This window comes from Humitalea rosea (genome assembly GCF_003253705.1).
Taxonomy (GTDB): domain Bacteria; phylum Pseudomonadota; class Alphaproteobacteria; order Acetobacterales; family Acetobacteraceae; genus Humitalea; species Humitalea rosea.
Genome location: NZ_QKYU01000008.1, coordinates 1 through 20,166, shown reverse-complemented (window position 1 = coordinate 20,166; position 20,166 = coordinate 1). Strand labels below are relative to the sequence as shown.

21 protein-coding genes and 1 tRNA gene are annotated in these 20,166 nt (G+C 70.4%); 10 read left to right on the top strand and 12 right to left on the bottom strand.

Going from position 1 to position 20,166, the window contains the following annotated elements:
- The gene (locus tag C8P66_RS08250; protein WP_111397775.1) at positions 1–393 is read right to left on the bottom strand and encodes an NAD(P) transhydrogenase subunit alpha; all 393 of its coding nucleotides are present in this window, start codon (positions 391–393) and stop codon (positions 1–3) included.
- A gap of 12 nt (positions 394–405) precedes the next feature.
- The gene (locus C8P66_RS08245) at positions 406–1,560 is read right to left on the bottom strand and encodes an NAD(P) transhydrogenase subunit alpha (RefSeq protein WP_111397774.1); all 1,155 of its coding nucleotides are present in this window, start codon (positions 1,558–1,560) and stop codon (positions 406–408) included.
- A 67-nt stretch (positions 1,561–1,627) separates the two neighbouring features.
- Between C8P66_RS08245 and C8P66_RS08240 the strand changes: the two genes are divergently transcribed.
- Entirely contained in the window at positions 1,628–2,446 is an 819-nt protein-coding gene (locus C8P66_RS08240) for a DUF3891 family protein (RefSeq protein ID WP_111397773.1), read from the top strand.
- Positions 2,447–2,452: 6 nt separating this feature from the next.
- On the opposite strand, the gene serA is transcribed toward C8P66_RS08240, so the two are convergent.
- Complete coding sequence (serA, locus tag C8P66_RS08235) at positions 2,453–3,697, bottom strand: phosphoglycerate dehydrogenase (RefSeq protein WP_111397772.1); 1,245 nt, start codon at positions 3,695–3,697, stop codon at positions 2,453–2,455.
- Positions 3,698–3,805: 108 nt separating this feature from the next.
- Entirely contained in the window at positions 3,806–4,987 is a 1,182-nt protein-coding gene (locus C8P66_RS08230) for an MFS transporter (protein ID WP_111397771.1), read from the bottom strand.
- A gap of 183 nt (positions 4,988–5,170) precedes the next feature.
- On the opposite strand from C8P66_RS08230, the gene C8P66_RS08225 reads away from it, so the two are divergent.
- Genes C8P66_RS08225 through C8P66_RS08215 form a run of 3 tightly spaced genes read left to right on the top strand, consistent with a single transcriptional unit; the run spans position 5,171 to position 8,020 of the window.
- The gene (locus tag C8P66_RS08225; protein WP_245903327.1) at positions 5,171–6,640 is read left to right on the top strand and encodes a SidA/IucD/PvdA family monooxygenase; all 1,470 of its coding nucleotides are present in this window, start codon (positions 5,171–5,173) and stop codon (positions 6,638–6,640) included.
- Positions 6,637–6,984 carry a hydroxyisourate hydrolase gene (gene uraH / locus C8P66_RS08220; protein ID WP_111397770.1) on the top strand — a complete coding sequence of 116 codons (348 nt, stop codon included), beginning with the start codon at positions 6,637–6,639 and terminating at the stop codon, positions 6,982–6,984. The genes C8P66_RS08225 and uraH overlap by 4 nt, the downstream gene beginning before the upstream one ends.
- A gap of 46 nt (positions 6,985–7,030) precedes the next feature.
- Positions 7,031–8,020: a Bug family tripartite tricarboxylate transporter substrate binding protein gene (locus tag C8P66_RS08215; protein WP_111397769.1), complete on the top strand. Its 990-nt coding sequence runs from the start codon at positions 7,031–7,033 to the stop codon at positions 8,018–8,020.
- A gap of 33 nt (positions 8,021–8,053) precedes the next feature.
- Here C8P66_RS08215 and C8P66_RS08210 read toward each other — a convergent pair whose 3' ends face one another.
- The 3 genes from C8P66_RS08210 to C8P66_RS08200 all read right to left on the bottom strand — a co-directional run bounded on the left by C8P66_RS08210 (position 8,054) and on the right by C8P66_RS08200 (position 10,879).
- Positions 8,054–8,551 carry a VOC family protein gene (locus C8P66_RS08210; protein WP_111397768.1) on the bottom strand — a complete coding sequence of 166 codons (498 nt, stop codon included), beginning with the start codon at positions 8,549–8,551 and terminating at the stop codon, positions 8,054–8,056.
- A 118-nt stretch (positions 8,552–8,669) separates the two neighbouring features.
- The gene (gene rpoH, locus C8P66_RS08205; RefSeq protein ID WP_211314080.1) at positions 8,670–9,551 is read right to left on the bottom strand and encodes an RNA polymerase sigma factor RpoH; all 882 of its coding nucleotides are present in this window, start codon (positions 9,549–9,551) and stop codon (positions 8,670–8,672) included.
- 326 nt (positions 9,552–9,877) lie between these two features.
- Positions 9,878–10,879, bottom strand: a complete 1,002-nt coding sequence (locus tag C8P66_RS08200) for an RluA family pseudouridine synthase (protein WP_245903325.1) — start codon at positions 10,877–10,879, stop codon at positions 9,878–9,880.
- On the opposite strand from C8P66_RS08200, the gene C8P66_RS08195 reads away from it, so the two are divergent.
- Positions 10,866–11,141 carry a DUF6476 family protein gene (locus C8P66_RS08195; protein WP_245903324.1) on the top strand — a complete coding sequence of 92 codons (276 nt, stop codon included), beginning with the start codon at positions 10,866–10,868 and terminating at the stop codon, positions 11,139–11,141. The two genes, C8P66_RS08200 and C8P66_RS08195, sit on opposite strands and share 14 nt — an antisense overlap.
- 58 nt (positions 11,142–11,199) lie before the next feature.
- A tRNA-Glu gene (locus C8P66_RS08190) sits at positions 11,200–11,275 on the top strand.
- 115 nt (positions 11,276–11,390) lie between these two features.
- Here the strand turns inward: C8P66_RS08190 and C8P66_RS08185 are convergent.
- Positions 11,391–12,005, bottom strand: coding sequence for a TetR/AcrR family transcriptional regulator (locus tag C8P66_RS08185; protein ID WP_111397767.1), 615 nt, complete (start codon positions 12,003–12,005; stop codon positions 11,391–11,393).
- A 97-nt stretch (positions 12,006–12,102) separates the two neighbouring features.
- Between C8P66_RS08185 and C8P66_RS08180 the strand changes: the two genes are divergently transcribed.
- Genes C8P66_RS08180 through C8P66_RS08170 form a run of 3 tightly spaced genes read left to right on the top strand, consistent with a single transcriptional unit; the run spans position 12,103 to position 15,896 of the window.
- Complete coding sequence (locus C8P66_RS08180) at positions 12,103–12,600, top strand: (2Fe-2S)-binding protein (protein ID WP_111397766.1); 498 nt, start codon at positions 12,103–12,105, stop codon at positions 12,598–12,600.
- The gene (locus tag C8P66_RS08175) at positions 12,597–13,637 is read left to right on the top strand and encodes an FAD binding domain-containing protein (RefSeq protein ID WP_111397765.1); all 1,041 of its coding nucleotides are present in this window, start codon (positions 12,597–12,599) and stop codon (positions 13,635–13,637) included. The genes C8P66_RS08180 and C8P66_RS08175 overlap by 4 nt, the downstream gene beginning before the upstream one ends.
- Positions 13,638–13,640: 3 nt before the next feature.
- Positions 13,641–15,896: a xanthine dehydrogenase family protein molybdopterin-binding subunit gene (locus C8P66_RS08170; protein WP_111397764.1), complete on the top strand. Its 2,256-nt coding sequence runs from the start codon at positions 13,641–13,643 to the stop codon at positions 15,894–15,896.
- Between the two features lie 36 nt (positions 15,897–15,932).
- Here C8P66_RS08170 and flgH read toward each other — a convergent pair whose 3' ends face one another.
- The 4 genes from flgH to flgF form a co-directional block, all read right to left on the bottom strand.
- A complete protein-coding gene (gene flgH, locus C8P66_RS08165) occupies positions 15,933–16,664 on the bottom strand; it encodes a flagellar basal body L-ring protein FlgH (protein ID WP_111397763.1) in 732 nt (243 codons plus the stop codon).
- A gap of 12 nt (positions 16,665–16,676) precedes the next feature.
- The gene (gene flgA / locus C8P66_RS08160; protein ID WP_111397762.1) at positions 16,677–17,666 is read right to left on the bottom strand and encodes a flagellar basal body P-ring formation chaperone FlgA; all 990 of its coding nucleotides are present in this window, start codon (positions 17,664–17,666) and stop codon (positions 16,677–16,679) included.
- A gap of 2 nt (positions 17,667–17,668) precedes the next feature.
- Positions 17,669–18,454 carry a flagellar basal-body rod protein FlgG gene (gene flgG / locus C8P66_RS08155; protein ID WP_111397761.1) on the bottom strand — a complete coding sequence of 262 codons (786 nt, stop codon included), beginning with the start codon at positions 18,452–18,454 and terminating at the stop codon, positions 17,669–17,671.
- Between the two features lie 101 nt (positions 18,455–18,555).
- The gene (gene flgF, locus C8P66_RS08150) at positions 18,556–19,290 is read right to left on the bottom strand and encodes a flagellar basal-body rod protein FlgF (protein ID WP_111397760.1); all 735 of its coding nucleotides are present in this window, start codon (positions 19,288–19,290) and stop codon (positions 18,556–18,558) included.
- Positions 19,291–19,556: 266 nt separating this feature from the next.
- On the opposite strand from flgF, the gene C8P66_RS08145 reads away from it, so the two are divergent.
- Positions 19,557–20,075: a flagellar basal body-associated FliL family protein gene (locus tag C8P66_RS08145; protein ID WP_146422764.1), complete on the top strand. Its 519-nt coding sequence runs from the start codon at positions 19,557–19,559 to the stop codon at positions 20,073–20,075.
- Positions 20,076–20,166 lie beyond the last annotated feature (91 nt).

The following is a 20,166-nucleotide window of genomic DNA, read 5'->3' as shown; positions in this document are numbered from 1 at the left end:
TCAGCCCTTCCGCTTGAACATCGCGAGCATCCGTCGCGTCACGATGAAGCCGCCAAAGATATTTACGGACGCAAGGGTGACGCCGAGGAAGCCGAAGACCCGGGCGGTCGGCGATTCGGCCATGCCGGCGGCCAGGATGGCGCCGACCACGATCACCGAGGAGATCGCGTTGGTGACGCCCATCAGCGGCGAATGCAGCGCCGGGGTCACCGACCAGACGACGTAGTAGCCGACGAAGCAGGCGAGGAGGAAGATCGTCAGCAGCAGCAGGAAGGGATGCGCCGCCTCGGCCAGCGGCTGTATCGCATGGGCCGCGGCCATGGCGCGTTCCGCGAGGCTCATGGCCTGTTCGGCCTGGACCTTCGCCTGGATGGCGAGATCGGTCGGGTTCATCGCTCGCTCTCCTTATGCCGCTTTGGGCAGGAAATTCGGGTGCACCACGGCGCCCGCGCGCGTGATCTGCGCGCCCTTGATGATGTCATCCGTCTCGACCAGGAGGGGGGCCTTGGCCTCCTTGTCCCAGAAGGTGGTCAGGAAGGTCAGCAGGTTGCGGGCGTAGAGGTTGCTCGCCGCACCGGCGATGCGGCCCGGCCAGTTGCGATAGCCCAGCACCTTCACGCCATTGACGGTGGTGATGGCCTCGCCCGGGACGGTCGCGGCGCAATTGCCGCCGGCCTCGGCCGCCAGATCGACCACGACCGAGCCCGGCTTCATCGCGGCGACCATCGCCTCGTTCAGCAGGATCGGGGCGCGGCGGCCCTGGACCAGCGCGGTGCAGATCACGATGTCCGCCTTCGCCGCCGCCACGGCCACGACCTCGGCCTGTTTGGCGAGGTATTCCGGGCTCATCGCCTTGGCATAGCCGCCCGAGGTCTGCGCCGCCTTGGTCTCCTCATCCTCATAGCCGACGAAGGCGGCGCCGAGGCTCTTGATTTCCTCCTTGGCCGCCGGGCGCACGTCGCTGGCCGAAACCCGGCCGCCGAGGCGGCGCGCGGTCGCGATCGCCTGCAACCCCGCGACGCCCGCACCCAGCACCAGCACATTCGCAGCCGGAATGGTGCCCGCCGCGGTCATCAGCATCGGGAAGCCCTTGTCATAGGCGAAGGCGGCCTCGATCACCGCGCGGTAGCCGGCGAGGTTCGCCTGCGAGGACAGCACATCCATCGACTGCGCCCGGGTGATGCGCGGCAGCAGTTCCATCGAGACCGCATCCAGGCCGAGCATGGCAAAACGCTGTGCGGCGGCCGCATCGGCGCCGAGCGTGCCGATCACCAGCGCGCCGCGCGGGATCAGCATCAACTCGTCGACCTCGCCCTCGCCGGTGCCGAGGGGCGCGCGGACCTTGAGCACAATCCCCGCCCCGGAGAGCACGGTGGCGGCATCGGCGAAGACGTCTGCGCCCGCCTCGGCATAGGCGGCGTCAGTCAGCCCGGCATGCAGCCCAAGCCCGGATTCGACGGCAACGGTGCAGCCCAGCGCGATGAACTTCTTCACCGTTTCCGGCGTCGCAGCCACACGGGTCTCGCCCCCGCGACGTTCCTTCAGCACCGCAAGGCGCATAGCCTGTCCCCTTGACCCTATCGCGCCGCACCATGATGAAGCGTGAGTAACGACGCAAGCTCGCTCGATGGTTGCGGACCCGATCGTCCCGCCGCAGCATGGCCGGATGCTGCTCCAAACCCTTCCCGACGGCGATCTGCTCTGCATCAGCCAGCCCGCGCATGCGGTGGTCTCCGGCCAACTGGCCCGCGCCTGGGGTGCGCCCGGCTTCCATCGCCCGGCGCCGCTGGAGCCGGTGGTGCTGGCCTGCGCCCAGCATGACATCGCCTGGCTGGACTGGGAGCTGGCGCCCGGCTTCGATGCCGAAACAGGCCAGCCGCGGGGTTTTCGCCATGTCGGCGCCCGCATCCATGCGCCGATGTGGTCGCTCGGCGTGGACCGTGCGCTCGCGGCCTGGGGGCTGTGGCCGGCGCTGCTGATCTCGCGCCACGGCACGCTGATCTACACGCGCTTCATGGACCGCCACCGCGTCGCCGCCGAGGATGCCGCCGCGGCCGATGCCTATATGGCCGAGCAGGCGGTCAGGCAGGCCGATTGGATCAGCCAGCTTGGCGCGAGCGAGGCCGAGGTCGCCGCCAACAGCGCGCTGCTCGCCGCGGTCGATCAGATGTCGCTGGTGATCTGCTGGGGCGATACGACCGAGGCCGGCACCGTCGCCGGCCACGCCCCCACCGCCGATGGCGGCACCCGGCCGCTGACCTTCCGCCGGGCCGGGCCGCGGGCGTTGATCTGCGACCCCTGGCCGTTCCTGGGCGATGCCCTGCGGGTCGAGACCGAGGTGCGGCGGCTGCCCGCCCCCGCGACCTATCCCGATGCCGCCGCCATGGGGGCGGCGCTGGCCGCCGCCCCTTGGGAAACCCTGGCGGTGACCTTGCACCCGGCCTGAAGGGCGTCAGCCGCGGTCGTAGAGCACCCGGCAGCGCAGGGTGCCCGGCACGGTGCGCAGGGCCTCCTGCACGGCCTCGGTGTCCTCGATCCCCTCGGCATCGACGACCACATAGCCGATCTGCGGATCGGTCTGCAGGAACTGGGCGGCGACGTTCGCGCGGGCCTCGCGGAAGATGTCGTTCACCGCGGCCAGCACGCCCGGCTGGTTGCGGTGGACATGGATGAAGCGGGTGCCGATCTGCCGCGCCGGCAGCGCCACTTCCGGGAAATTCACCGCACCGAGGGTGGTGCCGGTGTCGGACCAGTCCACCAGCTTGCGCGAGACCTCCTCGCCGATGCGCTCCTGCGCTTCCATCGTGCTGCCGCCGATATGCGGCGTCAGGATCACGTTCGGCAGGCCCTGGAGCGGGCTGCGGAAGATGTCGTTGGGCTTGCCCGGCTCGACCGGGAAGACATCGACGGCCGCCCCGGCGAGGCGCTCCTCGCGCAGCGCATCGGCCAGGGCGTCCAGATCCACCACGGTGCCGCGGCTGTTGTTGATCAGCACCGCGCCCGGCTTCATCCGCGCGATCATCTCGCGCGACATCAGCCCCTCGGTCGCCGCGGTTTCCGGGACATGCAGGCTGACGATGTCGCTCTGCGCCAGCAGCACGGGCAGCGGCGTGTTGCCCGAGGCATTGCCGTGGGCGAGCTTGGGGATCACGTCGTGGAAGATCACGCGCAGGCCAAAAGCCTCGGCCAGCACGCTGAGCTGGGTGCCGATATTGCCATAGCCGATGATGCCGAGGGTCTTGCCGCGCACCTCGCGCGAGCCTTCGGCGGATTTCTCCCAACGGCCGGCATGGGCGCCGTTGGACTTGTCGGGGATGCGGCGCATCAGCATCACGATCTCGCCCATCACCAGCTCGGCGACGCTGCGCGTGTTGCTGAAGGGCGCGTTGAACACCGGCACGCCGATCGCCTTGGCGGCCTCCAGATCGACCTGGTTGGTGCCGACCGAGAAGCAGCCGACCGCGATCAGCCGGTCCGCCGCGGCGAAGGCGGCGGCATCCATCTGGGTGCGCGAGCGGATGCCGAGCAGATGCACCCCCTTCAGCGCATTATGCAGCAGCGCCCCGTCCAGCGCCTTGGCCATGCGGGTGACCGAGCGGTAGCCGGCCTCGTGCAGGGTCGCGGCGGCGGTGTCGGAGATCCCCTCCAGCAACAGGATGCGGATGCGGTCCTTGGGCAGGGAGAGTTTGGGGCTCATGCCAGTTGTCCGTGAAGGAAGCGTTTCGGCCCGCTTCCTGCCCGTAACCGAGCCCGGAGGGAAGGCCAGAGGCCGCAAGCCCGCCCCGCGCGGGCGGCGGGGCGGGCGTTACGGGGGCTCGGCCCTGGCCGGGGCGATCGACCACAGGCTCGCCCCCGCCAGGAGCAGCAGCACGCCGGCGGCGGCCGCATTGCCCATGAAATCCGGCTCCAGCCGATAGAGCCAGGCACTGGCCAGCAGCCCGGCGGTGGCCCCGGTCTGGTAGAGGGCGTTGAGGATGGCGCTCAGGCTGCCGCGCTGCACCGCCGGCACCAGCAGCATCGCACCCCCCAGGGTCAGGGCCAGCATCAGATCCCGCCCGAAGGCGAAGCCGCCATAGGCAAGGGTTTGCCAGAGCGGGCTGCCCTCCCCAAAGGGGACGGCCAGGACCAGACCGGCGGTCGCGAGGGCCGCAAGGGCACAGGTGCCGAAGGGCCGGGTGGTGAGCCGGGCGAGGCGGCCGGCGATCAACGCCCCGATCAGCCCGCCGACCTCACCCAGCAGCAGCATCCCGCCGATGCTGCCCGGGCCATGCCCGGCGAGCCCGCGCTGGACGACCCAGCTCGGGTACAGCCCGAGAAAGACGAAGATCCCCGCCGACCAGCAGACATAGCCAATGAACAGCGAGCGGGTCGCCGCGTTCATGGACAGGGAGAGCAGCCGGGTGCTGTAGGTCCGGCCGGTGACCGGCGCCAGCGACATCGCCCCGGGCGGCGTCGGCGGCAGCCGCGCGGCGCAGAGCGCGAGCCCCGCCGCCACGGCGGCGATCAGCACCAGCGGCACCTGCCAGGAAAACAGCCCGCCGAGCACGACGCCAAGGGACATCGACAGCAGGAAGGCGATGGGCGCGGCGGTGGTGACATAGCCCGCGATCCGCGCCCGGTCCTCGGCGCGGATGTAATCGGCGATGGCGGCGAAGGTGGAGGCGCCGATCATCGGCATGCACAGCCCGATGGCCGCCCGGCAGAGGATGAGCATGGTCGAGCCGGTCGCCAGGGCGGTCAGCAGGAAGATCCCGGCGCAGGTGGCGGCCCCGGTGACGATGAAGCGCTTGCGGCCGAAGCGGTCGATCCAGGGGCCGAGGACGAGATTGCCGACCAGGGCCGCAAGCGGGAAGGCGGCCAGCACCCAGCCGGATTGCTCGGCGGACAGCCCCAGGGCCTGCCGCACGAAGGGCAGCAGGGGGATCATCATGGCGATGTTGAAGTTGACGAGGAAGAACGCCGTCCACAGGACCCCGACCACGAACATGTCTTTTCCCGCGAAGCAGCCCCCGGGAGTGTGGCCGGGGCGATGTGGCACCGCAAGAACGTATAGCGAACTTTTGGCGTCGGCGCCTCAGCGATTGCCCAGATCCGCCAGCACCGCCGCCACCAGATTGGGTGCCACGGTCATGCCTGTCTCCGATCTTGCGCCGACAAGGAACCGCCCCTCATGCTGCGGTGCAAGACCGCCTGCTTTGGGGACCGCCCGCCGATGTCCGACAGCCTGCCCGCCCTGACCGCCGAGGTGCATCGCCAATTGGCGCTGCTCTCCTACCCGCGCGAGGAATGGGTGCCGTCGCGGGGGGAGGATGTGCTGGATGTGGCGATCATCGGGGGTGGGCAGGCGGGGCTCGCCACCGCCTTCGGGCTACGGCGGCAGATGGTGGGGCGGGTCGCTATCCTGGACCGCGCCGCACCCGGCGGCGCCGGCTGCTGGACCAGTTTTGCCCGCATGAGGACACTGCGGACGCCCAAGCATGTCTCGGGCCCCGACCTTGGCGTGCCGGCGCTGACACCGGAGGCCTTCTTCCGCGCCCGCGATGGCGATGCCGCCTGGGAGGCGCTGGCAAAGATCGGCCGCGTCGATTGGCAGGCCTATCTGGATTGGGTGCAGGCGACCCTCGCGCTGCCGGTGCGCTATGGGCACGACGTCACCGGCATCGACCATGACCCGGCGACCGACCTGCTGCTGCTGCGGGTCATGACCGCCGAAGGCCCGGTCACGCTGCGCGCGCGAAAAGCGGTGCTGGCGACGGGGATGGATGGGATGGGCGCCTGGTCGATCCCGGCCCCCTTCGACGCGCTGCCGGCGGATCGGGTGTCGCATACCTCGGGGCCGGTCGATTTCGCCGCATTGGCGGGCAAGCGGGTGATCGTGATCGGCGCCGGGGCTTCCGCCTTCGACAATCTGGCGACGGCGCTGGAGGAAGGCGCGGCCGCCGGCATCATGCTGGTCCGCCGCCCGACCATGCCGCGGGTGAACCCCTTCCGCTGGATGGAGCAGGCGGGGTTCCTCGGCCAGTTCCACGCGATGCCCGATGCGCTGAAATGGCGCTTCACCCGGCACATCTTCGACCTGAACCAGCCGCCGCCGCAGGCAAGCTGGGACCGCGTCGCGCATGATCCGCGCTTCTCGCTGTTCATGGGCGCGCCCAGCCTCGGCGCGCGGATGGAGGGCGAGGAGGTCGTCATCGACACCCCGCAAGGCCCGCATCGCGCCGATCATGTCATCGTCGGCACCGGCACCAGCTTCGACATGGGGCTGCGGCCGGAGCTTGCGGGGTTGGCACCCCACATCCTGCTCTGGCGCGACGTCTATACGCCGCCGAAGGGGCTGGAATGGCCGGCGCTCGGCGCCTGCCCGTATCTCGAACCCACCTTCGCCTTGCGGGAAAAGACGCCGGGCACGGCACCGGGGCTGCGCCACATCCATCTGATCAACTACGGCGCGACGCCGAGCATGGGCCTCTCCGGCGCCTCGATCAGCGGGTTGAAATTCGGCGTGGCGCGGCTCGTGGATGGCATTTGCCGGATGCTGTGGCTGGAGGATGCGGGGCAGCACCTCGACAGCCTGCTCGGCTATGATGAATGGGAACTGACCAGCCCGATCCCCCAGGAAGTGCGGAGTGCCGCCGAATGAGCCTGCTCACCACCCATGTGCTGAACCAGGCCGAGGGCATCCCCGGCGTCGGCGTCCTGGTCGAGCTGTTCCAGATGGAAGATCCGCCGCGGCGCCTGGCCAGCGTGATGACCGATGCCGATGGCCGCTCCCCGGTGCCGCTGCTGCCCGAGGAAGCGGCGGTGCCCGCGCGCTACGAGCTGCGCTTCCACATCGGCGCCTATTTCGCCGCGCGGGGGCTGGGGCCGATGCCGCCCTTCCTCGATGTGGTCGCGATCAACGTCTGGATCGCGCCGGGGCAGGGGCATTACCATGTGCCGCTGGGCTGCACCCCTTGGGCTTATTCGACCTACCGGGGCTCGTAACGGGCGCGCTCCTGATATATCGGATTCGGCCGAAGGAGACGCCCCAATGACCCATGAGATCCGCCGCCGCGGCCTGCTGACGGCCGCCGCCGCCCTGACGTCCGGCCCCCTGGCCGCCACCCCCGCCTTCGCCGAGGAGGCCTGGCCGAACCGGCCGGTCCGCTTCCTCATCCCCTTTCCGCCTGGCCAGGCGACCGACACCATGGTGCGGCTGCTGGCCGATACGCTGTCCCAGCGCTGGCCGCAGCGGGTGGTGGTGGAGAACCGGGCCGGCGGCGCCGGCGTCGTCGGCACCGAGGCCGGGCTCCGATCGCCCGCCGATGGCTATACCGTCACCGTCAGCACCAGCGGGACGATCGGGATCAACCCGAGCCTGATCCCCAACCTGCCCTATGATGCGGAGAAGGATTTCTCCTACATCACCACGGTCTTCACCGTGCCGCTGGTGATCGTGGCCGGCCCCAGCTTCGCCCCGCGCACCACGGAAGAGCTGATCGCCGCCGCCCGTGCCGCCCCCGGCACCATCGATTACGGCAGCGGCGGCCCCGGCACGTCGCAGCATTTGTCGGCCGAGATGTTCTCGGCCCGCGCCGGCATCAAGCTGAGCCATGTGCCCTATCGCGGCAGCGGCCCGGCGATGGCCGATCTGCTGTCGGGCAATATTCCACTGATGTTCGACAGCGTTTCCAGCGCCTTGCCGCAGGTGCAGGGCGGCCGCATCCGCGCCATCGCCGTGACCTCGCCACAGCGGGCGCCGCAGATGCCGGATGTGCCGACCATCGCCGAGACCCTGCCGGGCTTTTCGGCCATCGGCTGGGCCGGGCTCGCGGTTCCGGCGGCGACCCCGCGTGAGATCGTGGCCCGCATCAATACCGATGTGACCGCGATCCTGCGCGATCCCGCCATGGCCGCGCGCATGGTGCAGTTGGGCGGCAGCCCGGCGCCGCAGAGCCCGGAGGAATGCACCGCCTTCGTCCTCGCCGAGATCGCGAAGTGGCGCGAGGCGGTGCGCAGCGCCGGCGTCACGACGGGCTGACGCGCCCGCCCGCCGCCGGTCGCCGCGACCCGGTCAGGTGGCGCTGACCGGCGCCGCCTCGGCCAGCAGGGCGCGCAAATCCAGCCGTGCGGTGGTCATGGCGAGCTTGCCCTCGGCGGTGCGGGGCCATTCGGCCTCGGGCCGGTCCCAGTACAGCTCCACGCCATTGCCATCCGGGTCGCGGAGGTACAGCGCCTCGCTGACGCCATGGTCCGAGGCGCCTTCGAGCGCCACGCCGGCACCCACCAGGCGCCGCAGGGCGACGGCCAGCGCGGCGCGGTCGGGATAGAGCAGGGCGACGTGGTAGAGCCCGGTCGCATCATCCGGGGGGGCATGCCCGCCGAGGGATTCCCAGGTGTTGAGGCCGACGTGGTGATGATAGCCATCGGCGGAGAGGAAGGCCGCGCGGGTCCCCATCCGCTGCATCACCGTCAGCCCGATCACATCGCGCCAGAAGCCCAAGGCGCGCTCCATGTCGGCGACCTTGAGATGCACATGGCCGATGCGCAGGCTCGGGGGTTGGGTGGTCATTGTTCGAATGCTCCTTCAGTCATGAAGGTGGCATCGCGATGCGGCGGCATCCAATGCCGGGCCGGTATGGCGATCATCAGCCGGGGCAATGGTGCCCCGGCCTCCGATCGCCCCCCGGTCACGCGAGGCTGAGGCGGCGCTCGACGACCTGGGTCTTCATGCTCTTCTGCAGCTTCTCGAAGGCGCGCACTTCGATCTGGCGCACCCGCTCGCGGCTGATGTTGTACTGCTGCGAGAGTTCTTCCAGCGTTGTGGGCTCGTCCTTGAGGCGGCGCTCGATCAGGATGTGGCGCTCGCGTTCGTTGAGGGTCTTGAGCGCGCCGTTCAGCAGATCGCGGCGGTTGCCCATATCCTCACGCTCGGCGAGTTCCGTCTCCTGGCTGTCGCTCTCATCCACCAGCCAGTCCTGCCACTCGCCGTCGCCATCGGCGCGCAGAGGGGCATTCAGGCTGTTGTCGGAGCTGGCCAGGCGCCGGTTCATCGAGATCACATCCTGCTCCGGCACCTGGAGCCGGTGGGCGATCTTGGCGACCTGTTCGGGCTGCAGATCGCCCTCCTCCAACGCCGCCATCTGGCCCTTCAGCCGGCGCAGGTTGAAAAACAGCTTCTTCTGGGCCGCGGTCGTCCCCATCTTCACCAATGACCAGGAGTGCAGGATGTATTCCTGGATGGCGGCGCGGATCCACCACATCGCATAGGTCGCGAGGCGGAAGCCGCGGTCGGGATCGAAGCGCTTGACGGCCTGCATCATGCCGACATTGCCTTCGGAGATCAGCTCCCCGACGGGCAGGCCATAGCCGCGATAGCCCATGGCGATCTTGGCCACGAGGCGCAGATGCGAGGTGACGAGTTTATGGGCGGCCGGATGGTCCTCGTTGTCCCGCCAACGCTTGGCCAGGGAGAGTTCCTCCTCCGGCGTGAGCATCGGGAACTTACGGATCTCCTGCAGATAGCGGGAGAGGTTGCCTTCCGGCGCGATGGGCAGGGCGAAAGACGCCATGAACACATCCTCCTAGGCCAGAGGAAGCCACCCGTGACGGCAGGGCTTCGCATATGGCCGGTGGTCGGTGCCCGGGATGGGACACCTGGCAATTACCGGCCCTAACGCGCGAACCTGCGCCTCGGTCACGAACGAGGCTGAAGAAAGTCAGATCGCGACGCCTTGAGTGGCACCGGCCATCACCAACATCAGAACATTACAGGGAGGTAGGGTGGCGTGCAAGAACATCCGACGGCGACCGTCGGGCGCGAATGGTAACCGCCTGTTGCGGCGCCGATGGGGTAAATAGTTAGTTTTCCGGGCAAAGACAAGAGGATGACGCGCCCTCATCGAGATTTTTCATCGAGCTGATCGAGCAGACCCTGCATGTCCGGCGGCAGCGGCGTGGCGAAGGACAGCTCCGCGCCGGTGATCGGATGCCGGAACCCCAGACTCGCCGCGTGCAGCGCCTGGCGGGGAAAGGCGAGCAGGGTCTCCCGCACCGCCACGCCCAGCGATTTGGCCGCGGCCGGCGTGCGGCGCAGATAGACTGGGTCGCCCACCAGCGGATGGCCGATATGGGCCATATGCACCCGGATCTGATGCGTCCGCCCCGTCGCCAGATGCAGCCGCAGCAGCGAGACCGAGGCCCCCCAGGCCCGGTCGGTCGCGTAGCGGGTCAGCGCGTTCTTGCCGGAGCGCGCGCCTCCGGGCCCCACCACCGCCATGCGCTTGCGGTCGGTCGCGTGGCGGCCGATCGCGGCATCCACCTCCCCGCTCACAGGGGCGGGCAGGCCCCAGGCGAGGGCGATGTATTCCCGTTCCAGGTCGCGCGCGGCGAAGGCGTCGGAGAGGCGGCGATGCGCCAGCTCCGATTTCGCGACGACCATGACGCCGGAGGTCTCCTTGTCCAGCCGGTGGACGATTCCCGGCCGTGCCTCACCGCCGATGCCGGTCAGCTCGTCGCCGGCATGGGAGATCAGCGCGTTGACCAGCGTGCCGTCGAGATTGCCCGGCGCCGGATGCACGACGAGCCCCGCCGGCTTGTCGAGGATGATGAGGTGCTGGTCCTCGAACAGGATGGTCAGCGGGATGTCCTGGCCCTGCGGAGTCGCGGGGACCGGCGGCGGCACTTGCAGCGCGTAGGTGGCGCCGACCTTTACCGCATCGGCGGGCTCGCGGGTCGCGATGCCATCCCGGGTCGCGTGCCCGGCCTCGATCAGCGCCTTGACGCGGGAGCGCGACAACGAGCCTATCGCCTCGGCCAGGAAGCGGTCCAGGCGCGCCCCGGCGTGCTCGGGCAGGACCAGGACAGAGTGATGATCGGGAGGGGTTGTGGGCGCGCTCAAGATTTTGGTGACCGTGATGGGGGTGCTGATCGTGGCGGGCACCGTGACGCTGGTCGTGCTGCTCGTCCAGCGCGCAGGCGGCGGGGCTGAGGCGCCGCGGATGGCCACGAGCCTGGGCCAGCCGGCCGGCACCACCATCGGTGGCATGGCGGCGGCGGAAGGGCGGATCGCCGTCTGGGTGCATCGCCCCGATGGGGACCGGGTGCTGCTGCTGGACCCGCGGCGCGGGACGATCGCCGGCGAGGTGCGCCTGGCGGATTGAAAACAGGTGGGGTTGATCCCGGCGGGAAGCAGGGCTACACGGCGCAACCCTCGGATATGTCCCCATCGTCTAGAGGCCTAGGACACCGCCCTCTCACGGCGGTAACAGGGGTTCGAATCCCCTTGGGGACGCCAGGACTCAAGGAATTCCTTGAGCTTCTCGCCGAAGCAAATCTTCTCTCCGATACGCCAGAAGGCGCCGCCACTCCGGCGGTGCCTTGGCGGCCGGCGCATGCGGGGCCGCCGCCGCTCATCGGTGATTCGGCGCAGGCTGCTCCGGCTCTCGTCGCAGGCCATCGACCAGCACATCCACCATCCGCAGCACATTCTCCTGCCAGCCGGGCCTGTCATGGGCGTAGCAGAGGCCGACCAGGCCGCGCAGCAGGTCCAGCGGCTCGATATCCGCACGGATCTCCCCCGCCTCGATCGCGCGCGCCATCAGGCCGCCGAGGGCCTGGGTCAGGCGATCGACCGAATTGGCCATCAGTTCCGGCGGGGCCAGCGCCGCCTGGGTCAGGGCGGCGGACATGCCCTTCTTGGTCGCGATGAAGGCGACGTTCGAGCGCATCCAGCGGCGCAATGCCTCGACGGGGGAAAGCGCCGCCGAGCGATCGGCCAGCAACTGCTCGGCCAACTCGGCCAGATTCTGCACCTCGCGCCGGTACACCGCCTCGAACAAGGCCTGGCGCGTCGGGAAATGCCGGTAGAGCGTGCCGATGCCGACGCCGGCCTGCCGGGCGACCGCCTCCAGGCTCGCCTCGGGCCCGCCGGCGTTGAACACGACATTGGCCGCTTCCAGCACGCGCTCCCGGTTCCGCGCGGCATCGGCTCTTGGCTTGCGCGCGGCCCGGCCTGCCTCAGTCATACGACTCCTCGAACTCCTATTGCTTGCTAAACGGAGGACTCCTCCGTATATTCCTGGCAGATCGCATGTCCCACATCAGGCCCGATCGGAGTCCAGCATGAATCTATCAATTACCCTCACCGTCAACGGCCGGGAGCGGATGCTCGCGCTGCCGGACCCGCGAGTCACGCTGCTCGACCTGCTGCGGGACCGGCTTGATCTCACCGGAACCAAGAAGGGTTGCGACCGCGGGCACTGCGGCGCCTGCACCATCCTGGTCGATGGGCGCCGCACCAATTCCTGCCTGGCGCTCGCCATCAGCCATGATGGCGCGGACATCCTGACCATCGAGGGCGTGGCGCATGGCGACACGCTGGACCCGGTGCAGGCGGCCTTCATCGCGCATGACGGGTTCCAGTGCGGCTACTGCACGCCGGGCCAGATCATGAGCGCCATCGGCCTGATCCGGGAAGGCCAGGCCGGCACCGACCCCGAGCGGGTGCGGGAGGGCATGAGCGGCAATCTCTGCCGCTGCGGCGCCTATGCCGGCATCACCGAGGCGGTGCTGGAGGCGCAGCGCGCCCTGGACGCCGCCGAACAGGAGCAGGCGGCATGAATCGCTTCGACTACATCCGCCCCACGACGATCCCGGAGGCCGTGGCGGCCGCTTCGGCGCCGGGTGCCGCCTATCTCGCGGCCGGCACCAACCTGGTCGATCTGATGAAGGGCGGCATCGCCCGTCCCAGCCGCCTCGTGGATGTCGGCCGGCTGCCCGGGCTGTCGGCGATCGAGCATCTGCCGGATGGCGGCGTGCGGATCGGCGCCCTGGTGCGCAACGCCGACCTCGCTTACGACCCCGGTTTCGCGCGCCGCTTCCCTGCGGTGGCGGAGGCTTTGCTCTCCGGCGCCTCGGCCCAGCTACGCAATGCGGCGACGGTGGGCGGTAACCTGCTGCAGCGGACCCGCTGCGCCTATTTCCATGACGTCGCCAGCGCCTGCAACAAACGCGAGCCCGGCGCCGGATGCGACGCGCGCGGCGGCGAGAACCGGCTGCATGCCGTGCTCGGCTGGAGCGAGGGCTGCATCGCGACGCATCCCTCCGACTTCTGCGTGCCGCTCGCCGCCTTCAACGCCATCGTGGAAGTTGCCGGCGCCACCGGCCATCGCGACATCCCGCTGGAGGAGTTCCATCTGCTGCCGGGCGAGACGCCGGAGCGCGAGACGCTGCTTGCCCCCGGCGAACTGATCCTCGCCCTGCGGCTGCCGGGCACTGAGGCAGCCTTCGCCGCCCATGCGCGCTACCTCAAGGTGCGCGAACGCACCTCCTACGCTTTTGCCGTGGTCTCGGCGGCCGCAGGGCTGCGGCTGGACGGCGGGCGCATCGCCGAGGCCCGGCTGGCCTTGGGCGGCGTGGCGCTGAAGCCCTGGCGGGCGCGCGCCGCCGAAGCGGCGCTGGTCGGCGCCACCCCCGACGAGGCCGCGTTCCGACTGGCTGCGGAGGCGGCGCTGGAAGCGGCGCGGCCCTCGGGCGACAACGCCTTCAAGATCGAGCTGGCGCGCCGCATCCTGGTGCGCGCGCTGACGCTGGCCGCCGCGGGCACGCCGGCCCGCATGCCGGCGCTGCCGGCCTCCCCCTTCGCGATCGGAGCCTGAGCCATGTCCGAGAACACCCTTGCCCAGGCGCCCGTCCATCTCCGCCAGGGCTCCAGCATCGGCCAGCCGCTGACGCGGCGCGACGGCGTCCTGAAGGTCACCGGCGGCGCGGTCTATGCCGCCGACAACCATCCCCCGGGGCTGCTGCATGCGGTGCTGGCGGTCAGCACCATCGCGCGCGGCCGGGTCGCGGCACTGGATCTCGCCGCGGCCCGCGCGCATCCGGGCGTGGTGGAGGTGATGACGCCGGGCCACAAGCCGGCGCTGGCGCAGGACCCCGACGAGAAGGCCGGGCCCTTCGCCTTCCGGCTCGACCTGCTGCAGGACGACCGCGTGCGCTACGCCAACCAGTCGATCGCCGTGGTGATCGCCGAGACGATCGAGGCGGCGACGGAGGGCGCGGCACTGCTGGCCCCGCGCTACGAGGTGGAGCCGGCCCGCATGGACCTGCATGACGCCGAGAGCTTCTTCCCCGCCGTGGTCGGTGCCGGCACTCCGGCTGCCGAGCACCACGGCGATGTGGACGCCGGAATGGCGGCGGCGGCCGTGCGGGTCGAGGCCACCTATGACACCTCGGCGCAGTACCACAACGCGATGGAGCCGCACGCCATCGTCGCCGTCTGGGACGGGGACAAGCTGCGACTGGACACGCCGAGCCAGGGCATGGCCATGGCACAGGCGCGGATCGCCGGGCTGTTCGGCATCCCGCCCGAGAACATCCATATCCGCAGCCCCTTCCTGGGCGGCGGCTTCGGGTCGAAGGGCATGATCTCGGGGCCGCAGGTGCTGGGCATCATGGCCGCGAAGCTGGTCGGGCGGCCGGTGAAGCTGGTGCTGCGGCGCGAGCAGATGTACGGCCCGGTCGGCCACCGGGCGCCGACGCGGCAGACGCTGCGCCTGGGTGCGGATGCCGGGGGCGCGCTGACCGCGATCGGGCATCATACCAAGACCGCGTCGAGCAGCTTCGACGATTTCTTCGAGCCTGCCTCGGGCGCCTCGCACAGCCTCTATGCCAGCCCGGCGATCGCCACCTCGCATGAGGGGGTCCGGCTGGATACCGGCACGCCGTTGTTCATGCGCGCGCCCGGCGAGGCCACCGGCAGCATCGCGCTGGAGAGCGCGATCGACGAGATGGCGGATGCCTGCGGCATGGACCCGCTCACCTTCCGCCTGAAGAACTATGCCGAGGTGGAGCCGATCTCGGGCAAGCCCTTCTCCTCCAAGGCGCTGCGGCAGTGCTACGAGCAGGGCGCCGCGCGCTTCGGCTGGGCGTCGCGCCCGCTCGCGCCCCGGATGATGCGCGACGCGGCGGGCATGCTCGTCGGCTGGGGCATGGGCACGGCGACCTTTCCGGCGCTGATGTTCCAGGCCAAGGCCCGGGCGACGCTGCGGCGGGATGGCACCGGGCTGATGGAGATCGGCGCGCATGACATGGGCCAGGGCGCCTGGACCGCGCTGGCGCAGATCGCCGCCGACGGGCTGGGGCTTGACATCGACCAGGTCGAGTTCCGCTCCGGCACCTCGGACCTGCCGGATGGCGGGATCGCCGGCGGCTCGGCCCATACCGCGACCGCCGGCATGGCGGTGCATGGCGCCGGCGCCGATGTGATCGCGAGGCTCGCGGAGCTTGCGACCGGCGACGAGCGCTCGCCGCTGTTCGGCGCGGGGAATGCCGGGGTGGTGGCGCGCGGCGGGCGGCTGTCGCGCCGCGACGATGAGGCGCGCGGCGAGAGCTATGCCGACATCCTGGACCGCGCCGGCCTTGCCGGGATCGAGGGCAGCGGCGGCAGCGCTGCGAACCCCGTGGCGCAATCGGCCTATGCCATGCACGCGCATGGCGCGGTCTTCGCCGAGGTGAAGGTGGACCCGGACCTCGGCCAGATCCGCGTGACGCGGCTGGTCGGCGCCTTCGCCGCCGGCACCATCATCAACCCGAGGATGGTCCGCAGCCAGTATTACGGCGGCATGATCTGGGGCCTGTCCTTCGCGCTGCTGGAGAAGGCGGTCACCGACAGGCGCTCGGGCCGGATCATGAACGCCGACCTGGGCGAATACCATGTGCCGGTGAACGCCGACGTGCCGTCGGTGGAGGCGATCCTCGTCGAGGAACGCGACGCGCATGTGAACGCGCTGGGGATCAAGGGCGTGGGCGAGATCGGCATCACCGGCACGGCGGGGGCGATCGCCAATGCCGTCTGGCACGCGACCGGGCGGCGGGTGCGGCAGTTCCCGATCACGCTGGATCGCCTGATCGACTGACGCGGCGGCACGGCTGGTCCGTGCCAGCCCGTCCGATCAGAACGGCAGGATCGCGTCCAGCACCTGCTGGCCGTAGCGCGGCTGCTGCACGTCGCTGACGGTGCCGCGGCCGCCATAGGTGATGCGGGCCTCGGCCAGGCGGTCGTGCTTCACCGTGTTGTCGCTGGCGATGTCCTGCGGCCGGATGATCCCGGCAAGGCCGAGGTCGCGCAGCTCATTGTTCACCCGCACCTGCTGGTGCCCGTCGATCACGAGGTTCCCGTTCGGCAGCACCTGCGTGACCGTCGCGGCGACGCGCAGGGTCACCGTCTCGGTGCGCTGCACGCGGCCCTGGCCGTCGCTGCTGGTGTCGCTGGTGGCCTCGATCAGGCGGCTCGGGTCGATGCTGTTCGGCAGGATGCGGGAGAAGGAGGAATCGAGGCCGAGGATGCGCGGCAGCCCCATGTTCTCGGTGTTGGCGCGGGTGCGATTCGTGCGGTTCTGCAACTGCGCATTGTCGGCGATGGCGACCAGCACGGTGACGATGTCGCCCACCGCCGCCGCGCGCTGGTCGCGCAGGAAGGTGCGGCTGCCGGTGCGCCAGAGGCTGGCCGGCGAGGCATAGGCATCTTGCAGCGCCGGCATCGGCATGCTCACCGGCCGCCAGCCGGGGGCACGGGTCGGGTCGGTGATCGGCGCCATGGCCGGCGCCTGGCCGACGCGGGACAGGCGTTCGACGGTGCCGCAGCCGGCCAGCGCCAGCAGCGGCAGAAGATGCAGAAGGCGCATGGCGAAAACTCCTTATCGGGGCGCGCGGCGGGCAAGCTGGGCGGCGGCGGCGCTGCCGCGGCCATCGGGGCGCAGCACCGGCGTGCTGCCGGAGGTGACGCGGACCTGGCCGGCGGCGAATGCGACACCCTCGACGATGCTGCGGCTGGCGAGGTTCATCACCGGAATGATCTGGCCGAGGGCGCCGTTCTCCAGCGCGCGGCCTTGCGCGGCCAGGGCCAGCCCGGGGCTGTCGAGCAGCAGCATGACGAGGCTGTTGCGCGCGATCAGCACCGGGGCCGCCACGTCATTGGCCATCACCGGCAGCTCCGGGCCGAGCGGGCGGCGGGCCTCCTGCCCGATGACCTGGTCGAGCGAGGTCGCCACACCGGGGCGCAGCCGCTCGCCGCGGATCTGCACGAGGCGCACGTCCTCCGGCCTGATGGTCTCGCCCCGCGCGAGGCGCCGTGTCGCGACGATGGCGGGGCTGGTCGCGACGGCGCGCCCCGCGAGCCGCTGGCGCCAGACCGGCATGCCCTCGGCCACCACCACCAGCGTCACCGAGAAGCGATGCGTCGCCGCATCCAGATGCGCCTGCTCGGCCATGATCTGCACGAAGGCCGCGAGCGGCACGCTGGGCGCGGCGAAGCCCGGGGTTTCCAACTCCGCCTCGGCATCGAGGCCGAGGGGTGTGAGGGCGGCGCGCAGCACATCCTCGATCTCCTCCCGCCCCAGCATGCGGCCGGGGCGTTCCAGCACGACGCGTTCGCTGCCGGTCAGCGGGCGCCAGACCACCCCCTGGGCGCGGGCGATGGCGGCGAGCTGTGCCGTCTCGATGATGATGCGCCCGCCCGGCGGCGGTGCGGCGCCAAGCGGCACCATCCCGCGTTCGCCGAGCCCGTCGAACAGATCGGCGAGGCGGATGGTGGGATCGGCGAGCAGCGTGACCGCGCGGGCGATCGCCATGGGCTCCTGTGCCAGGGCCGGCGCGGCCAGCAGCAGCAGCAGGAACAGCGCGCGCATGGTCAGCGCAGCCGCGTCAGGGTCGCCAGCATCTCGTCGCTGGTGGTGATGACCTTGCTGTTCATCTCATAGGCGCGCTGGGCGGTGATGAGGTTGGTGATCTCCTGCACCACATTGACGTTGGAGGTTTCGATGTAGCCCTGCATCGTGGAGCCGTAGCCCGGCTGGCCCGGTGCCGCGACCTGGGCCGCGCCCGAAGATGGTGTCGCCATCAGCATATTGTCGCCGATCGCTTCCAGCCCGCCCTCATTGGCGAAGACCGCAAGCTGGATCTGCCCGACGTTCTGCGGATCGACGGCGCCGTCGAGCTTGGCCAGCACCTCGCCATTCACATTGATGGTGACGTCGCGCGCGGCGGGGGGCACGGTGATGCCGGGCTGCACGGTATAGCCCTCGGCGGTGACCAGCATGCCCTCGGCGGAGAGTCCGAAGGTGCCATCACGGGTATAGGCGGTTTCGCCCGAGGGCAGCGTGACCTGGAAGAAGCCATTGCCGCGGATGGCGAGGTCGAAGGTGTTCTGGGTCTGCGTCAGGCTGCCCTGTTCATGGATGCGGTAGATCGCCGCCGTCCGCACCCCGAGCCCGATCTGCGCGCCCGAGGGCAGCGTCGTGCCGGTATCGGAGGATTGCGAGCCGGTGCGGCGCAGGTTCTGGTAGATCAGATCCTGGAACTCGGCGCGGCGGCGCTTGTAGCCGGTCGTGCTCATGTTCGCGATGTTGTTGGAGATGACTTCGACGTTGGCCTGCTGGGCCATCATGCCCGTGCCGGCGGTGAAGAGCGAGCGCATGGATCAGGGCCTCATCTGGGCGGCGAGCCGGCGCCAGCAAACCAGCCTGCCGGCGGTGAAGAGCGAGCGCATGGATCAGGGCCTCATCTGGGCGGGATGCATCACCGGCGCTTCAGGATGCGGTCGATCGCGCCCTGCAACCGCTCGCCTTCCTTGTCGGCGAATTGGGACGCCATCTGGAACTCGCGCAGCTCCTCGGTCAGCCGCGTCATCTCCATGATCGGGCTGACGTTGCTGCCCTCCACGACCCCTTGCAGCAGCGCGGGGCGATCGACGTCGATCGGCGGATCGGCCGCGGCGAAAAGCCGGTTGCCCTCGGCCTGCAAGCGCTGCGGGTCCTCGAAGCGCACCACCCGAAAACGCCCGATCGGCCCGTTCTCGGAGGACAGCGTGCCATCGCCCGCGACCGAGAGCCGCCCGTCGCCCGGGGCCACGGTCAGCGGCTGGCCGGTGCCGTTCAGCACCGGCTCGCCCGCCTGCGTCACCACCCGGCCGGTGGCATCGAGGGTGAAATGCCCGGCGCGGGTGTAGCGTTCGCCGCGCGGGGTCTCGACGACGAAAAGCCCCTCGCCGGAGATCGCGATGTCGAGCGGATTGCCGGTCTGCTGCACCGGCCCCGCCGCGGTGTCGCGATAGGTCGCGCGGTCCCAGATGTAGTCCGAACTGCGGGCATCGGCGCTGCCTTGCTCCTGGCTGCGGCTCGCATAGCTCGCATAGATCGGGCGCTGCGCCTGGAAGCCGGGCGTGTCGGCATTGGCCATGTTGTTGGCCAGCACCGCCGTCGCGCGCGTCTGCGCCATCAGGCGGGAGAGGATGATGTAGCCGGGGCTGTCCATGACGGGCTCCGCAGGTGAGGGGCCGACCGTCGCCGCGCTGCCCCATCCTGGGACTGGGCGCGGCGACGGGGCTGACAGGGGCTACGCAGGCGGCGTGCCAGCCCGAATGCCGGGTTTCGCGGACATTGCGTGCCAGGAGGCGGCAGATTTTGCCGCGACCGCCCGGCAAACCTCGCCGCCGTAAAGCTTCCTTCATCTTTCGAGGGCCAGTTTGCCGCCATCAGATCCCGGCGCAGGCCGGGGAGCGACAGGAGGTCGTGGGCCGGATGGCGGGCAAGGCGAAACCAGCGGGGGCGGAGGGCGGGGCCGAGGCGCCGCGCAAATCCGGCAAGAAGAAGATCATCCTGCTGGTCGGGCTGCTGTTGATCCTGGGCGGGGCCGGGGCGGGGCTGTGGGTCACGGGCATCCTGCCTGGCCTGCTGGGAATGCTGCCGCCGGAGGAGGCGCATGCGGCGGCCGGGGCGGTCCCCGCGCCGCGCCCGCCGGTCTTCCTCGACATGCCCGACATCACCGCGAACCTGAACGCGCCGGGGCGGCGCGCGCCCTATCTGCGCATCCGTTCGCGGCTGGAGCTGGCGCGGCCCGAGGACAGCGCGATCCTGGCGGCGGCGATGCCGCGCCTGCTCGACCTCTACACCACCTATCTGCGCGAGATGCGGCCCGAGGAATTGCGCGGCAGCGCCGGCACGCATCGCCTGCGGGAGGAGCTGATGGCCCGCGCCAACCTCGTCGCCGCCCCGGCCCGTGTCGTGGATGTGCTCTTCGTGGAGATACTGGTGCAATGAGATACCGTCACGCTGAGCAAGCGCTTTTTGTGTGGTCCGCAGGCGCGGTCGGCTGCGTTGTGTTGGGACTACGCCGCCCGCGCCTGCTCTG